This window comes from Echinicola pacifica DSM 19836, assembly GCF_000373245.1.
GTDB classification, from domain to species: Bacteria; Bacteroidota; Bacteroidia; order Cytophagales; family Cyclobacteriaceae; genus Echinicola; species Echinicola pacifica.
On record NZ_KB890755.1, the window covers coordinates 53,253 to 69,274 of the forward strand.

The following is a 16,022-nucleotide window of genomic DNA, read 5'->3' on the forward strand; positions in this document are numbered from 1 at the left end:
CAATAAAAAATCCTCATTTTCCGCAATAGCAAAATATTTTTCTGATCTATTCTCAGCATCCGTAACCCTTACTTTAGGTGATTTGCACTTAAAACATAGGGTTGCTCACCACAACGAAGCACTGGCCTAATTAAGATAAAATACTCATATAGAAGTATTTATAACTAACCTCAGCGTTAAAACCCCATTCAAACTGTAATAGAATGGAGGCTCTGTCTTCAAATCATAATAAAACCTCATTGGCGGCCTATACTCAAGGAGGCCTGCATCGGCCAAAGGCAGTCCTGCGATGCACCCAATCATCTGCTTTTTATTCTATTTCCCACTTATATTAAGAATATTTATTAGTGAAATAAACTCAGCATTATGTCCACATTTCCAAGCTATTTTCATACTGAAATAAGTTCTCCTGATAAAGGAGGAGATTCACAATGACCATTTAATCCTAGCAAGGAAGGTTATCATTAAAGCCCCCGCCAATACCCAGTCCACAAGGGAGCCAATACAGGACCCCTTGTGGACTGGAGACTGTACTAGGTAATTTGTACACCTTAGAGAAAAGTACCTCCCTCTACGCGGCTATACTTTCCTTCAGTCCATGGCCAAGCCTTCCAACAAAAATAATTTTCCTACCAGAAATCATTGTCTTTTTTGACCTGCATATCCTTATATATCTGGATGTATTTTTGGTCCAGCTCGGGGCTGTCTTTATACTGAGCGCGCAAGTCATCCAGCTGCAATTTTAGCTCCTGCACCTTATCGGCATAGGCAGGGTCATCATAGACATTATTCATTTCCAGCGGATCCTTCGCCCGATCGTATAATTCCCATTCATCAATATCATAGTAGAAATGAGCCAACTTAAATTCTTTGGTGACGATGCCATAATGGCGTTTTACCATATGTACGCTGGGGTATTCATAATAGTGATAATAAACCGCATCCCGAGTCCATTGCTCCCTGGCCCCAGTAAGCAGAGGCATCAGGCTCTCCCCTTGCATGTCGTCCAGAGCAGTGATACCGGCAGCTGCTAGTAGAGTCTGAGCAAAATCAAGGTTTTGCACCATTTCGTCTTCGGTCGTTCCTGGCTTGATGACATTCGGCCATTTCACCAGCAGAGGAGTTTTGAAGGATTCATTATAGATAAATCGCTTATCAAACCAACCATGCTCCCCAAGGTAAAAGCCCTGATCAGAGGTATAGACCACGATGGTATTCTCAGCCAAGCCACTTTCCTCCAGATAATCCAGGACCCTGCCTACATTATCATCCACAGAGGAGATACAAGCCAGATAATCCTGCATATACCGCTGGTATTTCCACCGCATCTTCTCCTCCTCCGTCATAGAAGGCCAGTTCTCCTCAAAATCAGCATTGATACCATCCAGGACCAGATCATATTTGGCCTTCTGCTCAGCAGTAGCCCGACCATAAGGGCCATAGAAACCATTCTCAAACTCCTCGACTTTTGGGCTTGCCTTCTCTCCCATTCGCTCCAGCACCTCAGGTCTCACCTTGCTATCATGGCTGTACATCATATGGGTAAGCAGGTTCATCTCAGCGTCCTTGGCCGCAGTACCGCGGTTACTATAATCGTCAAAAAGGGTCTCGGGCTCTGGGAATTGCTTCTGAGTAAACTCAGCAAATTTCTCTGGATTTGGCCACCAGGGACGGTGTGGTGCCTTATGCATATACATCATCATGAAGGGCTTCCTAGGATCTCTTTCGTCCTTCAGCCAATTTAGCGTCAGGTCCGTGATGATATCCGTCACATAGCCCATGATGGTGGTATCCCCACGAGGGGTATTAAAATCCGGATTAAGGTAATAGCCCTGACCGGGCAAAATCATGAACTCATCCACTCCCTTGGGATTATTGCCAAAATGAAGTTTGCCAAACATGGCCGTCTGGTAGCCCTCCTGCTGGAAAATCTGCGGAAAGGTCACCTGACTGGTATCAAACGGCATTAGATTATCAATCTTGCCATTGATATGCGTATGCTTCCCAGTCAAAATCGTGGCTCTGGAGGGAGCGCAAATCGAGTTACTCACGCAGGCATTGGTAAAAAGCATCCCCTCATCCGCTATCCTATCAATATTGGGGGTCTGCAGCAGTTTATCATCATAGGCGCTGATGGCCTGATAGGCATGGTCATCAGACATGATGAAAAGGATATTGGGGCGCTTATCAGCTTGGGTTTCCTCCTTTTGGGAGCAAGAATAAATCCCCAATACCAGCAGGGCAGCTATCAAATAGTGATTTTTATTTCTCATCGTAAGACTATTTAAAACAATACTCAATTATATATTTCCAATCGGAATATTTCAGCTATTGGCTGGCAAGAAGAGTAGGTTTTTTCCTGAAGTAGATTTATGATCCTCATAAATTTACTCTGGACCCCGATCTTCTCCCTTCCTGGCTACAGCATTGCAGAAAGCCCTTCCTCATGGCTATTCACAGGAAATGCGCTGTAGGGTATTGTCCTGACCTTGATCATGAATCTCTCCGCAAGACTGGCCGCTCACCTCTTTGCTGCTTGCTGGCAGGTACACTGGGTATCCTGTCAGGTTGTTCAGGGTGATATTGCGGGCTTCGTGGTGGTTTTGGGAAGCATTATTTCCATGAAATAACCTAATATTGCCCTTATCGCCTCCCATCTGGATTTTCAGGTCGGGATTCACCTGGGCCTCAGAATTTCTCAAGGTAATCGTATGATTGCTGCCCGCAATATATGCCACGCTATGCATGCCATTATAGTATTCATCAATGGCCGGAAGAATGGTGATATCCGCATCGAACTGCTTATCATTATTATAGGTACTCTGATATACAGGACCATAGGTGGCATCTGCACTGCAATTCACCACCTGACCGGAGCCTAGGGAATAGCCATTCTCACATCCGATGGCGGTGCAGCCTTCCACATATTTTGCTCCAGTAGCATGAGCCAGCGTCACGCCAGTCCGCATATATTTGATGGTACAGTTTAATACGGTTGGGTTGGAGGTTCCGCGCTCGTATTCCAAGCCATCGATCACGGTTTCGCCGGCATTATATGCGCGCACTCCCGCTTCCCCAAGGCTCAACATATATCCAGCGGGAAGCTTATAGCCCCAAGCGGTCATGAGGCCCACCTTATCGGCAGGCGATCCACTGCCCTCTTCCGCAAGCATATCGTCTGTGGACCGCATTTCTCCCTCCACATAGCAGCCCTCCACCAGTGGATTGCTGGCAGCCTGCATGAAGATGCAGTGACCATAGGACCTATGGATCAAAGTGCAGTTTTTCACATGATTTGACTCCCCACGGATCAGCAGTGCGCTATGCTTTTGATGAGCGATGACTGGCCCTCCCCCTTTGCCAAAGGCATCTCCGTAGCCATAAGGAAAAGAACCTTTCACCGTAATGTGAAATCCCTCCACCCGATTTGAGCGGCCATCCATCACGATATTACAGGCTCCTTTGGTTGGGGCATCATGGACAGATCCATCATCCACCAACCTGAGGTTTTTGAGAATATTATGGTTGCCAATAATCTGAATTTCATACACCTTATGATTTCCGAAGGACTTAAACACGGCAGTTTCCACATTGAGGGTGACGTCGGTGAAGTCATAAGTACTATTGTTCCCCTCAAATAATAATAGCACCTTACAGTCTCTCCCTGCGATCACCGTCTCCGAGGTGTATTTACCTTCCTCCACCTCTCTGGCAGTGATGGAGTAGCTGCCAGGCTTTAGCTTCACATGCACCTCATCCTTATCGAGATAGGGAAGTAATTCCTCCAGGGAACTCACCAGAGTCTGACCCATGCTGACGGAGGAAATCATGAAGAGTGCCATAAAAAGGCATTGGGGTATCCATTGCTTATACATATCCATATTTTATAATGCTAAATTCTATTCTAATGATAAGCCCCGACTTGTGGCTTATTACTTTGTCTGTGGATGACCATCATTTATGTTTTGGAACGAATAATCATTTTTGGCGCCAGCCAAATACCTCGCTCCATACAGCAAATAATGAGGATCAAAGCTAGACGCCTGCTACCTCGTACCTATCGATCCCGACTCGGCTAGTTCATTGAAAACAGGCGTAAACTTAATGGTAATGGTCGACGAAGAGGCGGGCTTATCCAGGTCCACACCGATCCTATATGCCGGGCCACCCTCTCGCAGGTGCTCCACCGGTACGAGCTCATCGTGCAGGCTTATCCCTTCGCCAAGCACCTCTACTTTGATCCTATGATCTCCATTGTCCAATAGTACCGTGCGGGAATTGAGGAGCTCATAGTCCGACAGGGTCATGATGGCAAGCCCAAAATCCATGGGTTTCTCAGCAGAAAAATGGTCTGAAATTATGATGGTCCCATCACCCGACTTTTGATTGGTCATGGTACGAGTGAGGCTGGTCAGCCCGGGCACTGAATAAGCGGGCTTTAAGTCCATCACCACCTGATCTTCCTCATCGGTGAAGTTCGTGGATAGTATGCGACCAAAGTGGTTTGCACCATTGCTTTGAAGGCTGTTATTTACCTTGGGCACCGGATGCCCCCAGGAGCTTCGTGCAGGATTGTCCTTCGAAAAAGCCCCAGCCCTGTAGGATGGGGCGCCTATATCGCCAGAAATCAACCCATCTCCAATGGTGATTACATAACTACCCACATCGCTATGATTGTGATTTTCGGCATTATGGCCAGCTTTGATCGCGATCGAAAAAGGCACCTGCTGCTGACCCCGGGATAATACAATTCCGAAATCATCAAAATAGGTTACCTCCGGCAAGACGATCTCCTCCTGCTCTGCAGAAAAATATCGCGATGAATCTGACCATATTATCAGGGCTTCCACCACCTCATCCACGATAAATTTTTCAGGCTTATTTGACCCATAATGCGCGGCAGACATATAATAAGCGAAGTTATCGCTATCATCTTTGACCCTCGTCACCCCATCCGAAAAGGGAGCATAAAGGCCTGGATACAGCTGATAGTTTTCCGGAAAATTGGCCACTCGCTGGAGTTTTTCAGGATTGTCAAACTCAAATAGATCCACCTTCCCCCCGGTATAGTCTGATAATAATTCTGCCAAATACAAATAATGCCCAAAACCATAGCTCCAATAGCCTGTTCCCTCGGAGCAATAGCCATCTTCCCCAAAACCTGATAAATAATACCTCATGCTATTCAGTGCACAGCCTACCGCTGCCACCCGATCCTCGTCCTTCTCGGCACTTACCAAGGTAGTAAACACACTGCCACTTGTACAGACCGAATTCCAATTGCTGGTGGAGCGTATCCAGGAATTACTGATGGGATCTTCTTCCTTACAGGAGGCCAGATAAGAGTCGATAATCCTCCATTCCAGCTGTTCCCTGATGTCGGTTTTTAAGTCCGTGGAGAGGCGGTCTTCCAACAGACTATTAGCAAGGGCCAGGACCAATCCAAACTTCCTGGCACCAAGGTCTATCGCCACTCGGCGGCCTTCAAGCACGCTATTTTCGGCATCATCATGGTTGGGATGCAGCCAGGACTTCATCTCCATAATCGCCCGGATATACACTTCTATTTGTGGTAAATACTCCCCCCTATTTTGGATACATTCCGCCACAATGAGCTTCTCGAGACGATCCATACTGCGGTAATAGCGGGGCTTATAGATACCCCGATTCCCCTCCTTATTGGCTAGCCTATAGATGGAGTCGGATATGGGTACCTCAGGCTGAACCTCCATAAAAGAAAGTGCTTCCTCAAGGGTTTTCTTGCCAAAACTAGTACCGGCTATTTGCTGCCAATAGTTGCGGTCAGAAATGGGCTCGGCCGGCTGGTAAGCGCCGGTGGGCAATAGCTCCTGGAGCATCGCCAGCTGGGCCTCATTGGGGTAGATCTCCTTCCCTTCGGTGAGAGACAGGTACTTAGCGATGTCTAGTTTAGAATCTGATTTCTTCTGCTGCCCAAAAGCCGCAGCAGGTAGTAAAATCCCTATTACTATTAGGCGGAGAATGAGTTGATGGATAGAATGCATTTATTCCGGGTTTAGTGCTATGCGGTTAAAACTTAATTTCCTGATATCCCCCAGCTTCAAACTGGTAGGTTTTGCTATTAATCCTAAGGCTTATGGACACCTCATTATGGAGGTAATACTTACCTGCGACCTTTTCCAGCAGCACATTCCCCGGTTCTTCGGTTTTGATTTCTAAACCTAGAGCGCTTAATAGGCTGCCATTCCCAAGGAATAATACCCAATCCTCAGTTCCCTTGTCTGCCACCATTGCAAAATCTCCATTGCTGGTCATCTCCTGGTACTTGGCGGTCTTATGATCATGCGAGGAAAAGTGATAATCGACACGCCCAGATTTATGCTGCACCTGCACCCCTACGAAATCCGAGGCACCATTCTCATCTTCGAAGCCAGAGATAGATGCGATGGCACTCCCCTGGGTAGAGGTATATGGCTCATACACGCTGATAAAAGGATGGTCCCAAGCCTCTCCATGCTGCCTGGCCGCTAGGGTCAAATAGGGGGAATGAGAAACATCATAGGGGAAATCATGTCCTTTTTTGAAGGCGGTGGTGGCGGGAGATTTGAGGGAAAACACCTCGCGTCCCTCCATGCCTTTCATCCATAAATTCATATAAATATCCTCTTCATTCTCTGGAAAATCCACCTTCCAACGAGCCTGATAGTCTGCATTGGTCTTCACCGACTGCTTGTCCCATTGGTAATCAAGGGCAAATAAATGTCCACCAGCAAAGGCCATTTCTTCTGAGGGCTTCAGCGCCAAAGGCTGCTCGTCTATTCCTAATATCTCCAGGGTCTGCCCGAGATTATGGTAGAAATAGTCATGATATTTGTCTCCATTTCGCTGCTTCCGGGAGCGGAATATGTCCAGATAATAGCCGCTGCTTTCGCTGGTTTTAATGATGCTGACCAGCCTTTGCTGATCACTGCGGCTCTCAGGCTCCAGGAAATACACCTCCGCAAAAGTCAGGTCCTGATAAAAACCAGTTTTCTGCCCAGAAGCGGGGTATTCTGCGATCAGGTCATAGGCATGATTACTCAGCATCACAGGATAAGAGGAGATGCCATCCACCATGACGGTATTATGAGCGGGAAATTGGGAGTAATATTCCAGGTAGTCTGGCTGGAAATAACTCGAGCCCCTGCCTGACTCAGCCCCTAATACGAAACCCTTGCCATATAATTCCATATTGATGCCATTGGCATGCATATGATTGCCGAGCGATCCGGAGAGGGAAACCATCAGGTCATTCTCCTTGTCCATGCCTGTACGCTGCACATGCCAGCTTATATTGGGAGCATAGAAAGTCTGACTGATATATTCGTCCATCCCGGCCGCTGGATAGGCAGGGTTTAGCTCCAATGCGCTGCCTTCGGTGAAGGAGGCGATGGAAGGCCGAGGTCTTTTCTCAGACTTAGTAGCACCCGCATTTGGCTCAAATAATCGGTACATACCCGTAAATTCCTTCTCCAAATCCGCATCACCCGACTGCTGGGCGATCCAGATCAAATCCGCCATCGGCTGGGTATCCACTGGCCCATAATAGGAATCGCCAAAGGCCGTAATCTGGCCATTTGGAAATAGGTATTGCGGAAGCATTTCGACTGCCTTCCTGATCGTAGGGGTATAGGGAAGGATATTGAAGTCCAAGGACTTATAAAAATCCCGGTAAAAATGAGTCAGATCCTTCGTCACCCCCATGGAATAGCTTGGGCATTCTGCCCAAACGCCATTTTCAGGATCATATCCGTAGGACAGGAATTTGGTCAATGACCACTGCCGGGCAGAAGTCTGGTTGAGTAAATAATCTATATAATACTGTCGGCCTTTTTTATCTTTATAGTTTTGGTCATCCTGTAAGATCATGGCCACCTTAAGGATTATTTTGGCCTGGTGAAGGTTCCAATTGTTCTGGGGCACGCCATTCTGAATAATCAGGTCCGCCCACTTCTTGAAGGTCGCCTCATAATTAGCGATGTTTTGAGGATGCTTTTCCCTGATATATCCATGCAAATAGTCGTATAGCTCTGATAAGTCCACCAGGATATTCTCATGAATCACCTGAAAAGAGGATAGCCCCACCAAGGTTTGGATATGGCTATTGGAGATGTCGATAGGCTCCTCCCGGTAATACATCCCTGCCATATAGGTATCAAAGAGCTCAAAGGAAAACTGAGCATAGGTCTCCTTTTCTTCCAGCCAATATAAGAAAGCTGCATCCCGCGCATAGCCTATAATTTCCTGGTTGATGCTCTCGATCCCCTTGCCAGTTTTCGATTGTTGTACCCATTCCAGAGGATTCCCCTCCTTGGCTCTATTATGGAAATATAATCCACGCTCATCATCCATATAAGGAAGGACATCCTCCAGCTTTGGTCTGCCAAATGGGGTAACAGGATCGCGAGAGCCTGAAAACCTCACCGTTGGCACCGGCGCTTCTCCTTCTGCATAGGCATAATTTATCCCATCAATATACACCTTGGTGGCCTTGCTGCTCCAGTACATCTGTAATCGCGACACCATCCATTCGGGGTCTTGCTTATACTGGTCAATATAAGGATCGATGCGCTCGTGAAGGCCTTCCACAATCTGTCCCTCTCGGCTGCCAGCTCCCAGCTTTGACTGAAGCTCATTCTGACTGAAAGATTGGAGTCTAGGGTAATCGGTGGAAAAATGATCAGGCAGGGGAATTTGCACTTCCTGCTGCGCCATGCTCAGCCCCGTGACACATATACCCCAAACCAAAATTATAAGCTTTTTCATCTTGAATTAATTTGATGATTATTCATTTATATACATTTCACCGGGCCCTCTTCTCCCATCTATTCTCCAATATAAAACCTTTTACTTGAATTAAATAAAAAAAACTCAATCGGAAATAAGTCAATGGAAAACCCCGTAAAGGGGAATTCCATTGATTATAAATATGAGCTTAAGAGCTTGCTCTAGTTTATTTCTGCATCGTCGGAGGCCCTTCGATATAGCCCAAAGAGGCTAGGAATAAATCTGCCTCTATGGTGGTGAGGCGGTAATATATGCCATCACCTTTATTATTATTAAAGAAGCCATGGCCCTGTCCTTCGTAAAGGTGCAAGTCACATCGGCTCCCTACCTCCTCCATTTTTTCCTTATAGTTTTCGGCTATGGATACTGGAATCAGATGATCCTCAGTACCTAGAAACACCACGGTAGGCGGTGTGCCGGCGGTGATATTATGAGCAGGAGATATCTCCAAATAACGATCACCCATCCGCTTATGCTCAAAGCCATCGGGGCCATTATCAAACACTGGATTATAAAGTACCAGGGCATTGGGGACTGCGCTGATAGAAAGATCTTCTCCTTCTTCATCCAGACCTGGAAGCGTACCGCAGGCAGCAGCCAAGTGGCCGCCGGCAGAGCCACCAGAGGCGACTATCCGATCTGAGTCTATATTCAAATCCCCGGCATTTTCTCTCAAAAACCTCATGGCTGACTTGGCATCATTCACCGCCTCATAGGGAGTGGTCTGATGTCTGGACTTCACCCGGTAATCGGCCAATACCGTGATCATGCCTCTGGAGGCAAAGTAATTGGCCTGTGGGCGAAACTGCTCGATCGTACCGCCATTCCATCCTCCACCGAAGTAGAAGATGATGGTGGGGTAATCCTGTGCCTCATCAAATTCCTCAGGATAGGTAAAGGTCAATTTTAAGGTATCCTCATCGACCACCTTATAGATAAGGTCAAAGGAATTTTCGATGTCTATTTTTGCCGCGATCGTAGCCGACTGCCGGGCCATTGCTGCTCCCAGGCTGACCATAAATAGAGCAATCAATACAAGGTAATTCTTCATACTATTATATTTTTTTAACTTCTACAAAATAAGCTCCAAGCTCCTGTCCGTCCTCTAAGATAAACCATGTTTTCAAGAAGGTGTCCCCTTTTCGTAAGTGAATAGTATATTCGACAAATTCATGGTCTCCTTCCACCGGTTTTATCCAATCGACATCTTGAACATTTAGTCTAGCCTCCTTAATATTAAGTGCCACCCCTGCTTTACTTTCGCTAACGGAGGTGCCGGGTATCGCTGGTCTTGGCGGTGCCGGGGCATTTAGGGCCAGTCCGGTCTCCTCAGGCCATCTACGCAACCGTATTCTATAGTCTCCGCTTTCTTCCACACGCACGGTCCAGAAGCCATTGTCTATAAATCCCTCCCGTATATGGCGCTGATGCCAGGGGCTGATCTCCTCGGTATGCCAGTCGTGGCTATAAAGCTTCACTGGATTAGCCTCCTCATGTCCCAGATAGATGCGAGGTTGATCTTCATATCCGGGGAGGAGCTCCTTCCACCATTCTTCATAGGCAGCGGTAAACGCAGCCATTTTATCAGGGTGTTGCTCCGCTATATTCGTGCGCTGCTCGGGATCTGTTTCCAGATTGTATAGCTCCACTCCATCGATCAGCCTCCACTTCCCTTGCATCAGGGAGGTTCTTCTCCATGGCTCCGGCACCTCGGTCCGCTGCGAATTGGTAATCACTATACGCTCCTCAAAGTTCGCTTTATCTCCATGGATTAGAGGCAGCAAGCTGCTGCCATCGAAGGATAATTCGGCCTGCACCTCCAGCTGACACATTTCTATCAAGGTGGGCACCACATCATAATGCGCCGTCAGCTCATTGATATCTTTACCGGTACTGATCCCTCCGGCTTCCCAGTGGATGAAGAGTGGCACACGATGGCCTCCCTCGTATTTGCTGGCTTTGATACCACGCATTCCCGCATTATATCCTTCGCTCACAAAACCATCCAGCCTATCACCTACTACCTTCGCCCCCTGGGCAGTACCATTATCCGTCATGAATATCAAAATGGTGTTCTCCTTCAACTCCTTCTCCTCCAGGAAGGAAATTAGCTTGCCGATATTTTCATCAATATTGGCTATCATACCATAAAATGCCGCATTAGGAATATTCTCATTGTCCCGATAGGGATCTATATATTTGTCCTCCACGAAATAAGGGGAATGGGCCGCATTGGTGGGTAAGTAGCAGAAGAAAGGCTCGTCGGCATTATCCTCCATAAAATCCATCGCTTCCTCAAACCATATATCCGTGCAGTAGCCTTCATATTTCTCTAGCTTGCCATTATGAAGATAGGTATCATTGAAATAGTCATTATCAAAATAATCCATGGTCTGCTCAATGCCGCCGCCGCCGTGCACGAGCACTTCCTCAAAGCCCTTATCTTCCGGGCGGAAGGGATAATTATCTCCCAGATGCCATTTGCCAAATATCCCTGTTTTATAGCCATTGTCTTTCATGATCTGGGCCACAGTCACCTCTCGCTCCAGCAATAAGGAACGACCATTGACGGTGTGCCAGACCCCTGCACGATTGGCATTATGTCCGGTAAGTAAGGCTGCACGACTCGGTGCGCAGGTGGGATTTACGTGGTAATCCGTAAATCGTGCACTTACCGAGTGAAGCTGATCTATATTTGGAGTCTTGATATAGGGATTTCCAAGACTGGCGATGTCTCCATATCCCTGATCATCCACCAGGATCAGGATCACATTGGGCTGGCTTCTCTCCTGTGCCTGCAAGGCCGCAGAAACAATCAATAAACCAATGGCGATCATGCCCAGGGTCTTTTTATATAAGCTTGATTTTCGTATCATCGGGTACTTATTTAGGTTATTCTGATATTATTTCTACTCCTGCACTGACGTCCTTTTCCCAGACCTGCAACTTATGGAGCATATCCACCACGATCTCAGGATGGCGGCTAGCCAGGTCCTTGCTCTCGGAAAGATCAGTGCTCAGATTATACAATTCGGCTTTCTTATCTCCTTCTTTTTGGTTTACCACCAGTTTCCACTCGCCGGTACGAACGGCTGCCTTACCCTTAAAACGCCAAAAAACGTCTCTTGAACTAATGGCATTACCGGTAAGAAAATGATCCTTAAGGCTTATGCCATCCGAATGGAGGTTTTGGGTCCCGCCACCTGCCAAATCCACAAAGGTGGGGAGCAGGTCCATCGTCAGGACAGTTTCCTCGCTGACCGTACCTGCTGCTATTTTGCCGGGATAATATACAATGGCTGGCACGCGATGTCCTCCTTCATATATGGAGGCTTTGGAGGCTCTCAGCGGGCCATTATCCCCTCTTCCTCCTGCTGCACCATTATCTGAGCAGAACACCACAATGGTATTTTCTAATAATCCTTCCTCTGCCAAGGTCTTCATAAGCTCTCCTATGCCCTCATCCATCGTCTCTATCATCTCGGTATAAATGCTGGCCACGCTATCATTGGGCACCTTTCTGATAAAATCCCCGCTGCCCTCCACGCGAAGAGGAGCGTCATTTCTCCCTTGGATAGGATAATGCGGCGCCTCCTGAGCCAGGTACAGAAAAAACGGTTTTCCTGTCTTCTTCGGATGGTTATCTATAATAAACTGCTGTCCATAGGACGTGATTAAGTCGGTGGTATAGCCCGGTTCGTCCTTGATCTCCTTACCCTGCCACCAGTCCAGGTAGCCCGCCTGATCGATATGGGAATGATAATCAATATTGCCACTTACAAAACCTGCAAACTGGTCAAAACCCTGAAATGTAGGATTATATTCCCTGCCATATCCCAAATGCCATTTTCCATACATTCCACACTGGTAGCCGGCATTACTGAGCACCTCCGCCATCGTATCCTCTTCCAGGGATAAGCCCACCTCTCGGTGATCGGCGGCGGTGATTACTCCCTCCACTCCTGTTCGCTGCTGGTACTTGCCAGTCATCAATGCTGCTCGTGTGGGGCTGCAAACCGGCCCATTGGCATGAAAATCCGTAAACCGGATTCCATTCGCTGCCAATTGATCCAGATGGGGAGTGTGAACCGTTTTGCTGCCATAACAAGACAGCTCTCCATAACCCAGATCATCTGCCATAATCAGAATAATATTGGGCTGAGCAGTCTGTGCCTGCCCCCATGCCGGAAGCAGCATCCCCAATCCGAGAATCATCCTATAGCAGTTTTGCTTTATCTTCACCGTATTCATTTTAAGTTATTTAGGGTTATGAGAAACCAGATCAATCCCAAAGGGGTCAGTCTCGAGTCCAGATATGACTATCGTCCAGTAATTTCTGATATTCAGATTCCAGAAGTTTTTTCATCCTTCGGAGGTCCTTGGTATTTTTTCCAGCTAGGTCAATGGCCTCTTCTTTGTCGTTTTTCATATGGTACAATTCGAAATCCGTCAAGCTAGCCTGCCTTACCGAATCTTCATTGCCAGTATAAACATTTTGAATTTTAGGTAGGTAATCGTTGTCCATCTTTAGCCTGGCTAATATCTTCCAATCGCCATCACGCATGGCCACTACCTGGTCATTCAGAGCGTTATAGAAACTCCATAACAAAGGCGTCTTCCGATCAAACTTCCCAGACTTCAACAGGGGTACGATCGACTCTCCATCTAATTCCCGATCTGGAAGCTCTGCTCCCGCCAGTTCGCAGAAAGTAGGCATAAAATCCAATGAGGAAACCACCGCATCGGAGTTTCCGGAATAGCCTTTCTGACCCATCCAATAGATAATTCCCGGCACCCTAAACCCAGCCTCATTGGTCCAGAGTTTCATCCCCTTTAGGTCTCCGGGAGAGCCATAAGATCGGGAGGCTTTGGGATAGCGGTCGAGTGTCTCAGGGCCATTATCAGAGGTAAAGATCACCAGGGTATTTTCACCATAATTTTTCTCTATATATTCCATCAGTCTTCCCACCGCAAGGTCCACATTGGCCACATTGGCAAAGTACTCTGCCTGCTTCAGGTTTTCCGCCATGGGTAAGTATTTATCGACCAGGTCTTGTGGAGAAGCCACGGGCTCATGGGGTTCATGGAAGGCAATCTGCAGGTAAAACGGCTGGTCTTTTTCTTTGGTTTCCAGCCACGAAACGGCCTCATCCACCACAATCTGGCAGCTGTACCCTTCGATCTCTCCAAGATTCTCCCCATTTCTGACAAAATTATTAGGGTTTTCGTGACTTGGCGCCGCATTATTGTGCGTGGCAAACCAATGATCAAAACCGAAATGATCGGGAGTCGGCTGCTCCTCGGAGTTAAACAGTGAGCTGCAATGCCATTTACCCGAAAGGCAGGTGGCATATCCCACGGACTTCAGCCTCGAAGAGATGGTCTCCTCATGGGCCTGGAGGTGAACCATATCCCTATTATCAGGGCGTTGTTTTTGTCCCCCAATAATAAAGTCGTAAACCCCAGCTCTATTTGGGCTACGCCCCGTATATAATCCCACCCGGGAGGGAGAGCATACCGGAGCTGCAGAATAAAAATTCGAAAATTTCATACCTTGAGAGGCCATCTTATCCAAGTTGGGGGTCTCAATCACCGGATGACCATAAGAGGACAAATCCCCATATCCAAGATCATCGCATAAGATAACCACGATATTTGGCTGGCCTGAGACCTTTTTCTTTTCATGAAATGAAAATAGACTTACCGTCACTAAAATAAGGAGGAGGGAAATTGACTTATACATTTTTTTCATTCTTGATTCCAAAGTTTATAGGGGTCATCATGCTTTTGCATTTGATCGAGCAGCAAGGCTTCCATTTCTTCCAGCTTCGCTTCATACTCAGGCAGGCCTGCCAGGTTCGTCTCCATCTTTCCAGTCATTTGGTGCTCAGGAAGGTATTCATGAGGGTTTTCGGCTAGATTGAAGAGTTGTGTTTCTCTCACCTCTCCATCCATCACATCGTATTTGATGAGTTTCCAATCTCCTTTTCGCACCGTCCTCATTCCCGGCTTGGTACCACCGCAATACACTCCATACTGTACCTCTCTGATCGTTTGCTTTTCACCGGTGAGCAGAGGCTTGAAGCTTTTCCCTTCCACTGTTTCAGGAATCTCTATTCCCGCCAGATCACATAGTGTAGGCAGGACATCCAATAAGTAAATATTACCTTCTACACGCTGTCCCGCTTTGATGCCGGGACCTTGCACGATGAAGGGAACCCGCCAGGTATGCTCATAGAGATTTTGCTTTCCCATCAGCCCATGACGGCCTATGGACATGCCATGGTCGGAGGTATAAATAATATAGGTATTGTCCAGCTCACCCATGTCTTTAAGCTTTTGCAGCACCTTGCCCAGCTGGATATCAATATTCTCAGAGCAGGCATATTCACGGCCTAACTCATTTCGTACGGTTTGCTCATCCCTATTTTTCCATACCCCACTGACACGCTCTTCATCTCTGAGCTGTGGATGTCCATGAAAGAAAGGATGCTCTATCAGGTAATTTTCCTGAAGCGGGGGTTGTTTAGGGTTGGCAGGTGGAAGGCTATTTTCATCCTTATGATTTACCGCACCGTATTTCTCCAATAGTTCCGGCGTGCCGTCCCGAGTATCATGAGGATGGGAAAAACCAAAATAGATCAAAAATGGATCTTCCTCTTTGGTGGCCTCACGGTCACCTAAATAATCCAACACCTGCTCCGCATGCCATGCGCTGCCTGTATCATCAGTGCCTCCCCGCTTGGTGGCATCTTTGACCACTGAAAACAGCCTATTGGCTCCGGGGTACGAATTTCCTGCTTTACAGGTTCTCATCGTTTGGTATCCGGCCCTGTTAAACACCGCCGGCAGGCTCTGCTCATCCAGGGGATGGGGGTCGGTTTGTTTCTGAAACTGAGCACTTGGAGGAAGATGCCATAGCGTCCTTCCTGTCATGATCATATGTCTGGAGGGCGTGCACACCGCTCCATTCATGGAGCCCATATGACGGGCACTTTCGAAGACCATACCTGAGGAGGCCAGCTTACTTATATTCGGAGTTTCCAGGATGGACTTGGCATCATATACCTGCAAGTCAAATGGCGACTGATCGTCCACCAGCACAAATAAGAAATTTGGACGTTTGGCTTCTTCTTTGCTCTCGCAAGAAGATATCATCCCCCCGACAAGGATCGCGAATATAAACCTTAATACTCTATGGTCTTTGATCTTCATTT

The 16,022-nt window shown here is 47.3% G+C and carries 9 protein-coding genes; all 9 read right to left on the reverse strand.

Features of this window, described 5'->3' with window-relative positions:
* Nucleotides 1-629: 629 nt before the first annotated feature.
* Nucleotides 630-2,273, reverse strand: coding sequence for a sulfatase family protein (locus B050_RS0116225; protein ID WP_018475001.1), 1,644 nt, complete (start codon nt 2,271-2,273; stop codon nt 630-632).
* 177 nt (nt 2,274-2,450) lie between these two features.
* On the reverse strand, nt 2,451-3,881 hold the full coding sequence (locus B050_RS0116230) for a right-handed parallel beta-helix repeat-containing protein (protein ID WP_018475002.1): 1,431 nt from the start codon (nt 3,879-3,881) through the stop codon (nt 2,451-2,453).
* A 165-nt stretch (nt 3,882-4,046) separates the two neighbouring features.
* Nucleotides 4,047-6,023 carry a heparinase II/III family protein gene (locus tag B050_RS0116235; RefSeq protein ID WP_018475003.1) on the reverse strand — a complete coding sequence of 659 codons (1,977 nt, stop codon included), beginning with the start codon at nt 6,021-6,023 and terminating at the stop codon, nt 4,047-4,049.
* Nucleotides 6,024-6,048: 25 nt separating this feature from the next.
* The gene (locus B050_RS0116240; protein ID WP_026235956.1) at nt 6,049-8,784 is read right to left on the reverse strand and encodes a heparinase II/III family protein; all 2,736 of its coding nucleotides are present in this window, start codon (nt 8,782-8,784) and stop codon (nt 6,049-6,051) included.
* A 187-nt stretch (nt 8,785-8,971) separates the two neighbouring features.
* Nucleotides 8,972-9,856, reverse strand: coding sequence for an alpha/beta hydrolase (locus tag B050_RS0116245; RefSeq protein WP_157492847.1), 885 nt, complete (start codon nt 9,854-9,856; stop codon nt 8,972-8,974).
* Between the two features lie 4 nt (nt 9,857-9,860).
* A complete protein-coding gene (locus tag B050_RS0116250; RefSeq protein WP_018475006.1) occupies nt 9,861-11,681 on the reverse strand; it encodes an arylsulfatase in 1,821 nt (606 codons plus the stop codon).
* Between the two features lie 16 nt (nt 11,682-11,697).
* The gene (locus tag B050_RS0116255) at nt 11,698-13,056 is read right to left on the reverse strand and encodes a sulfatase-like hydrolase/transferase (RefSeq protein ID WP_018475007.1); all 1,359 of its coding nucleotides are present in this window, start codon (nt 13,054-13,056) and stop codon (nt 11,698-11,700) included.
* A 46-nt stretch (nt 13,057-13,102) separates the two neighbouring features.
* Nucleotides 13,103-14,557, reverse strand: coding sequence for a sulfatase-like hydrolase/transferase (locus B050_RS0116260; RefSeq protein WP_018475008.1), 1,455 nt, complete (start codon nt 14,555-14,557; stop codon nt 13,103-13,105).
* Entirely contained in the window at nt 14,554-16,020 is a 1,467-nt protein-coding gene (locus B050_RS0116265) for a sulfatase-like hydrolase/transferase (RefSeq protein ID WP_018475009.1), read from the reverse strand. Before B050_RS0116265 ends, B050_RS0116260 begins: the two co-directional genes overlap by 4 nt.
* Nucleotides 16,021-16,022 lie beyond the last annotated feature (2 nt).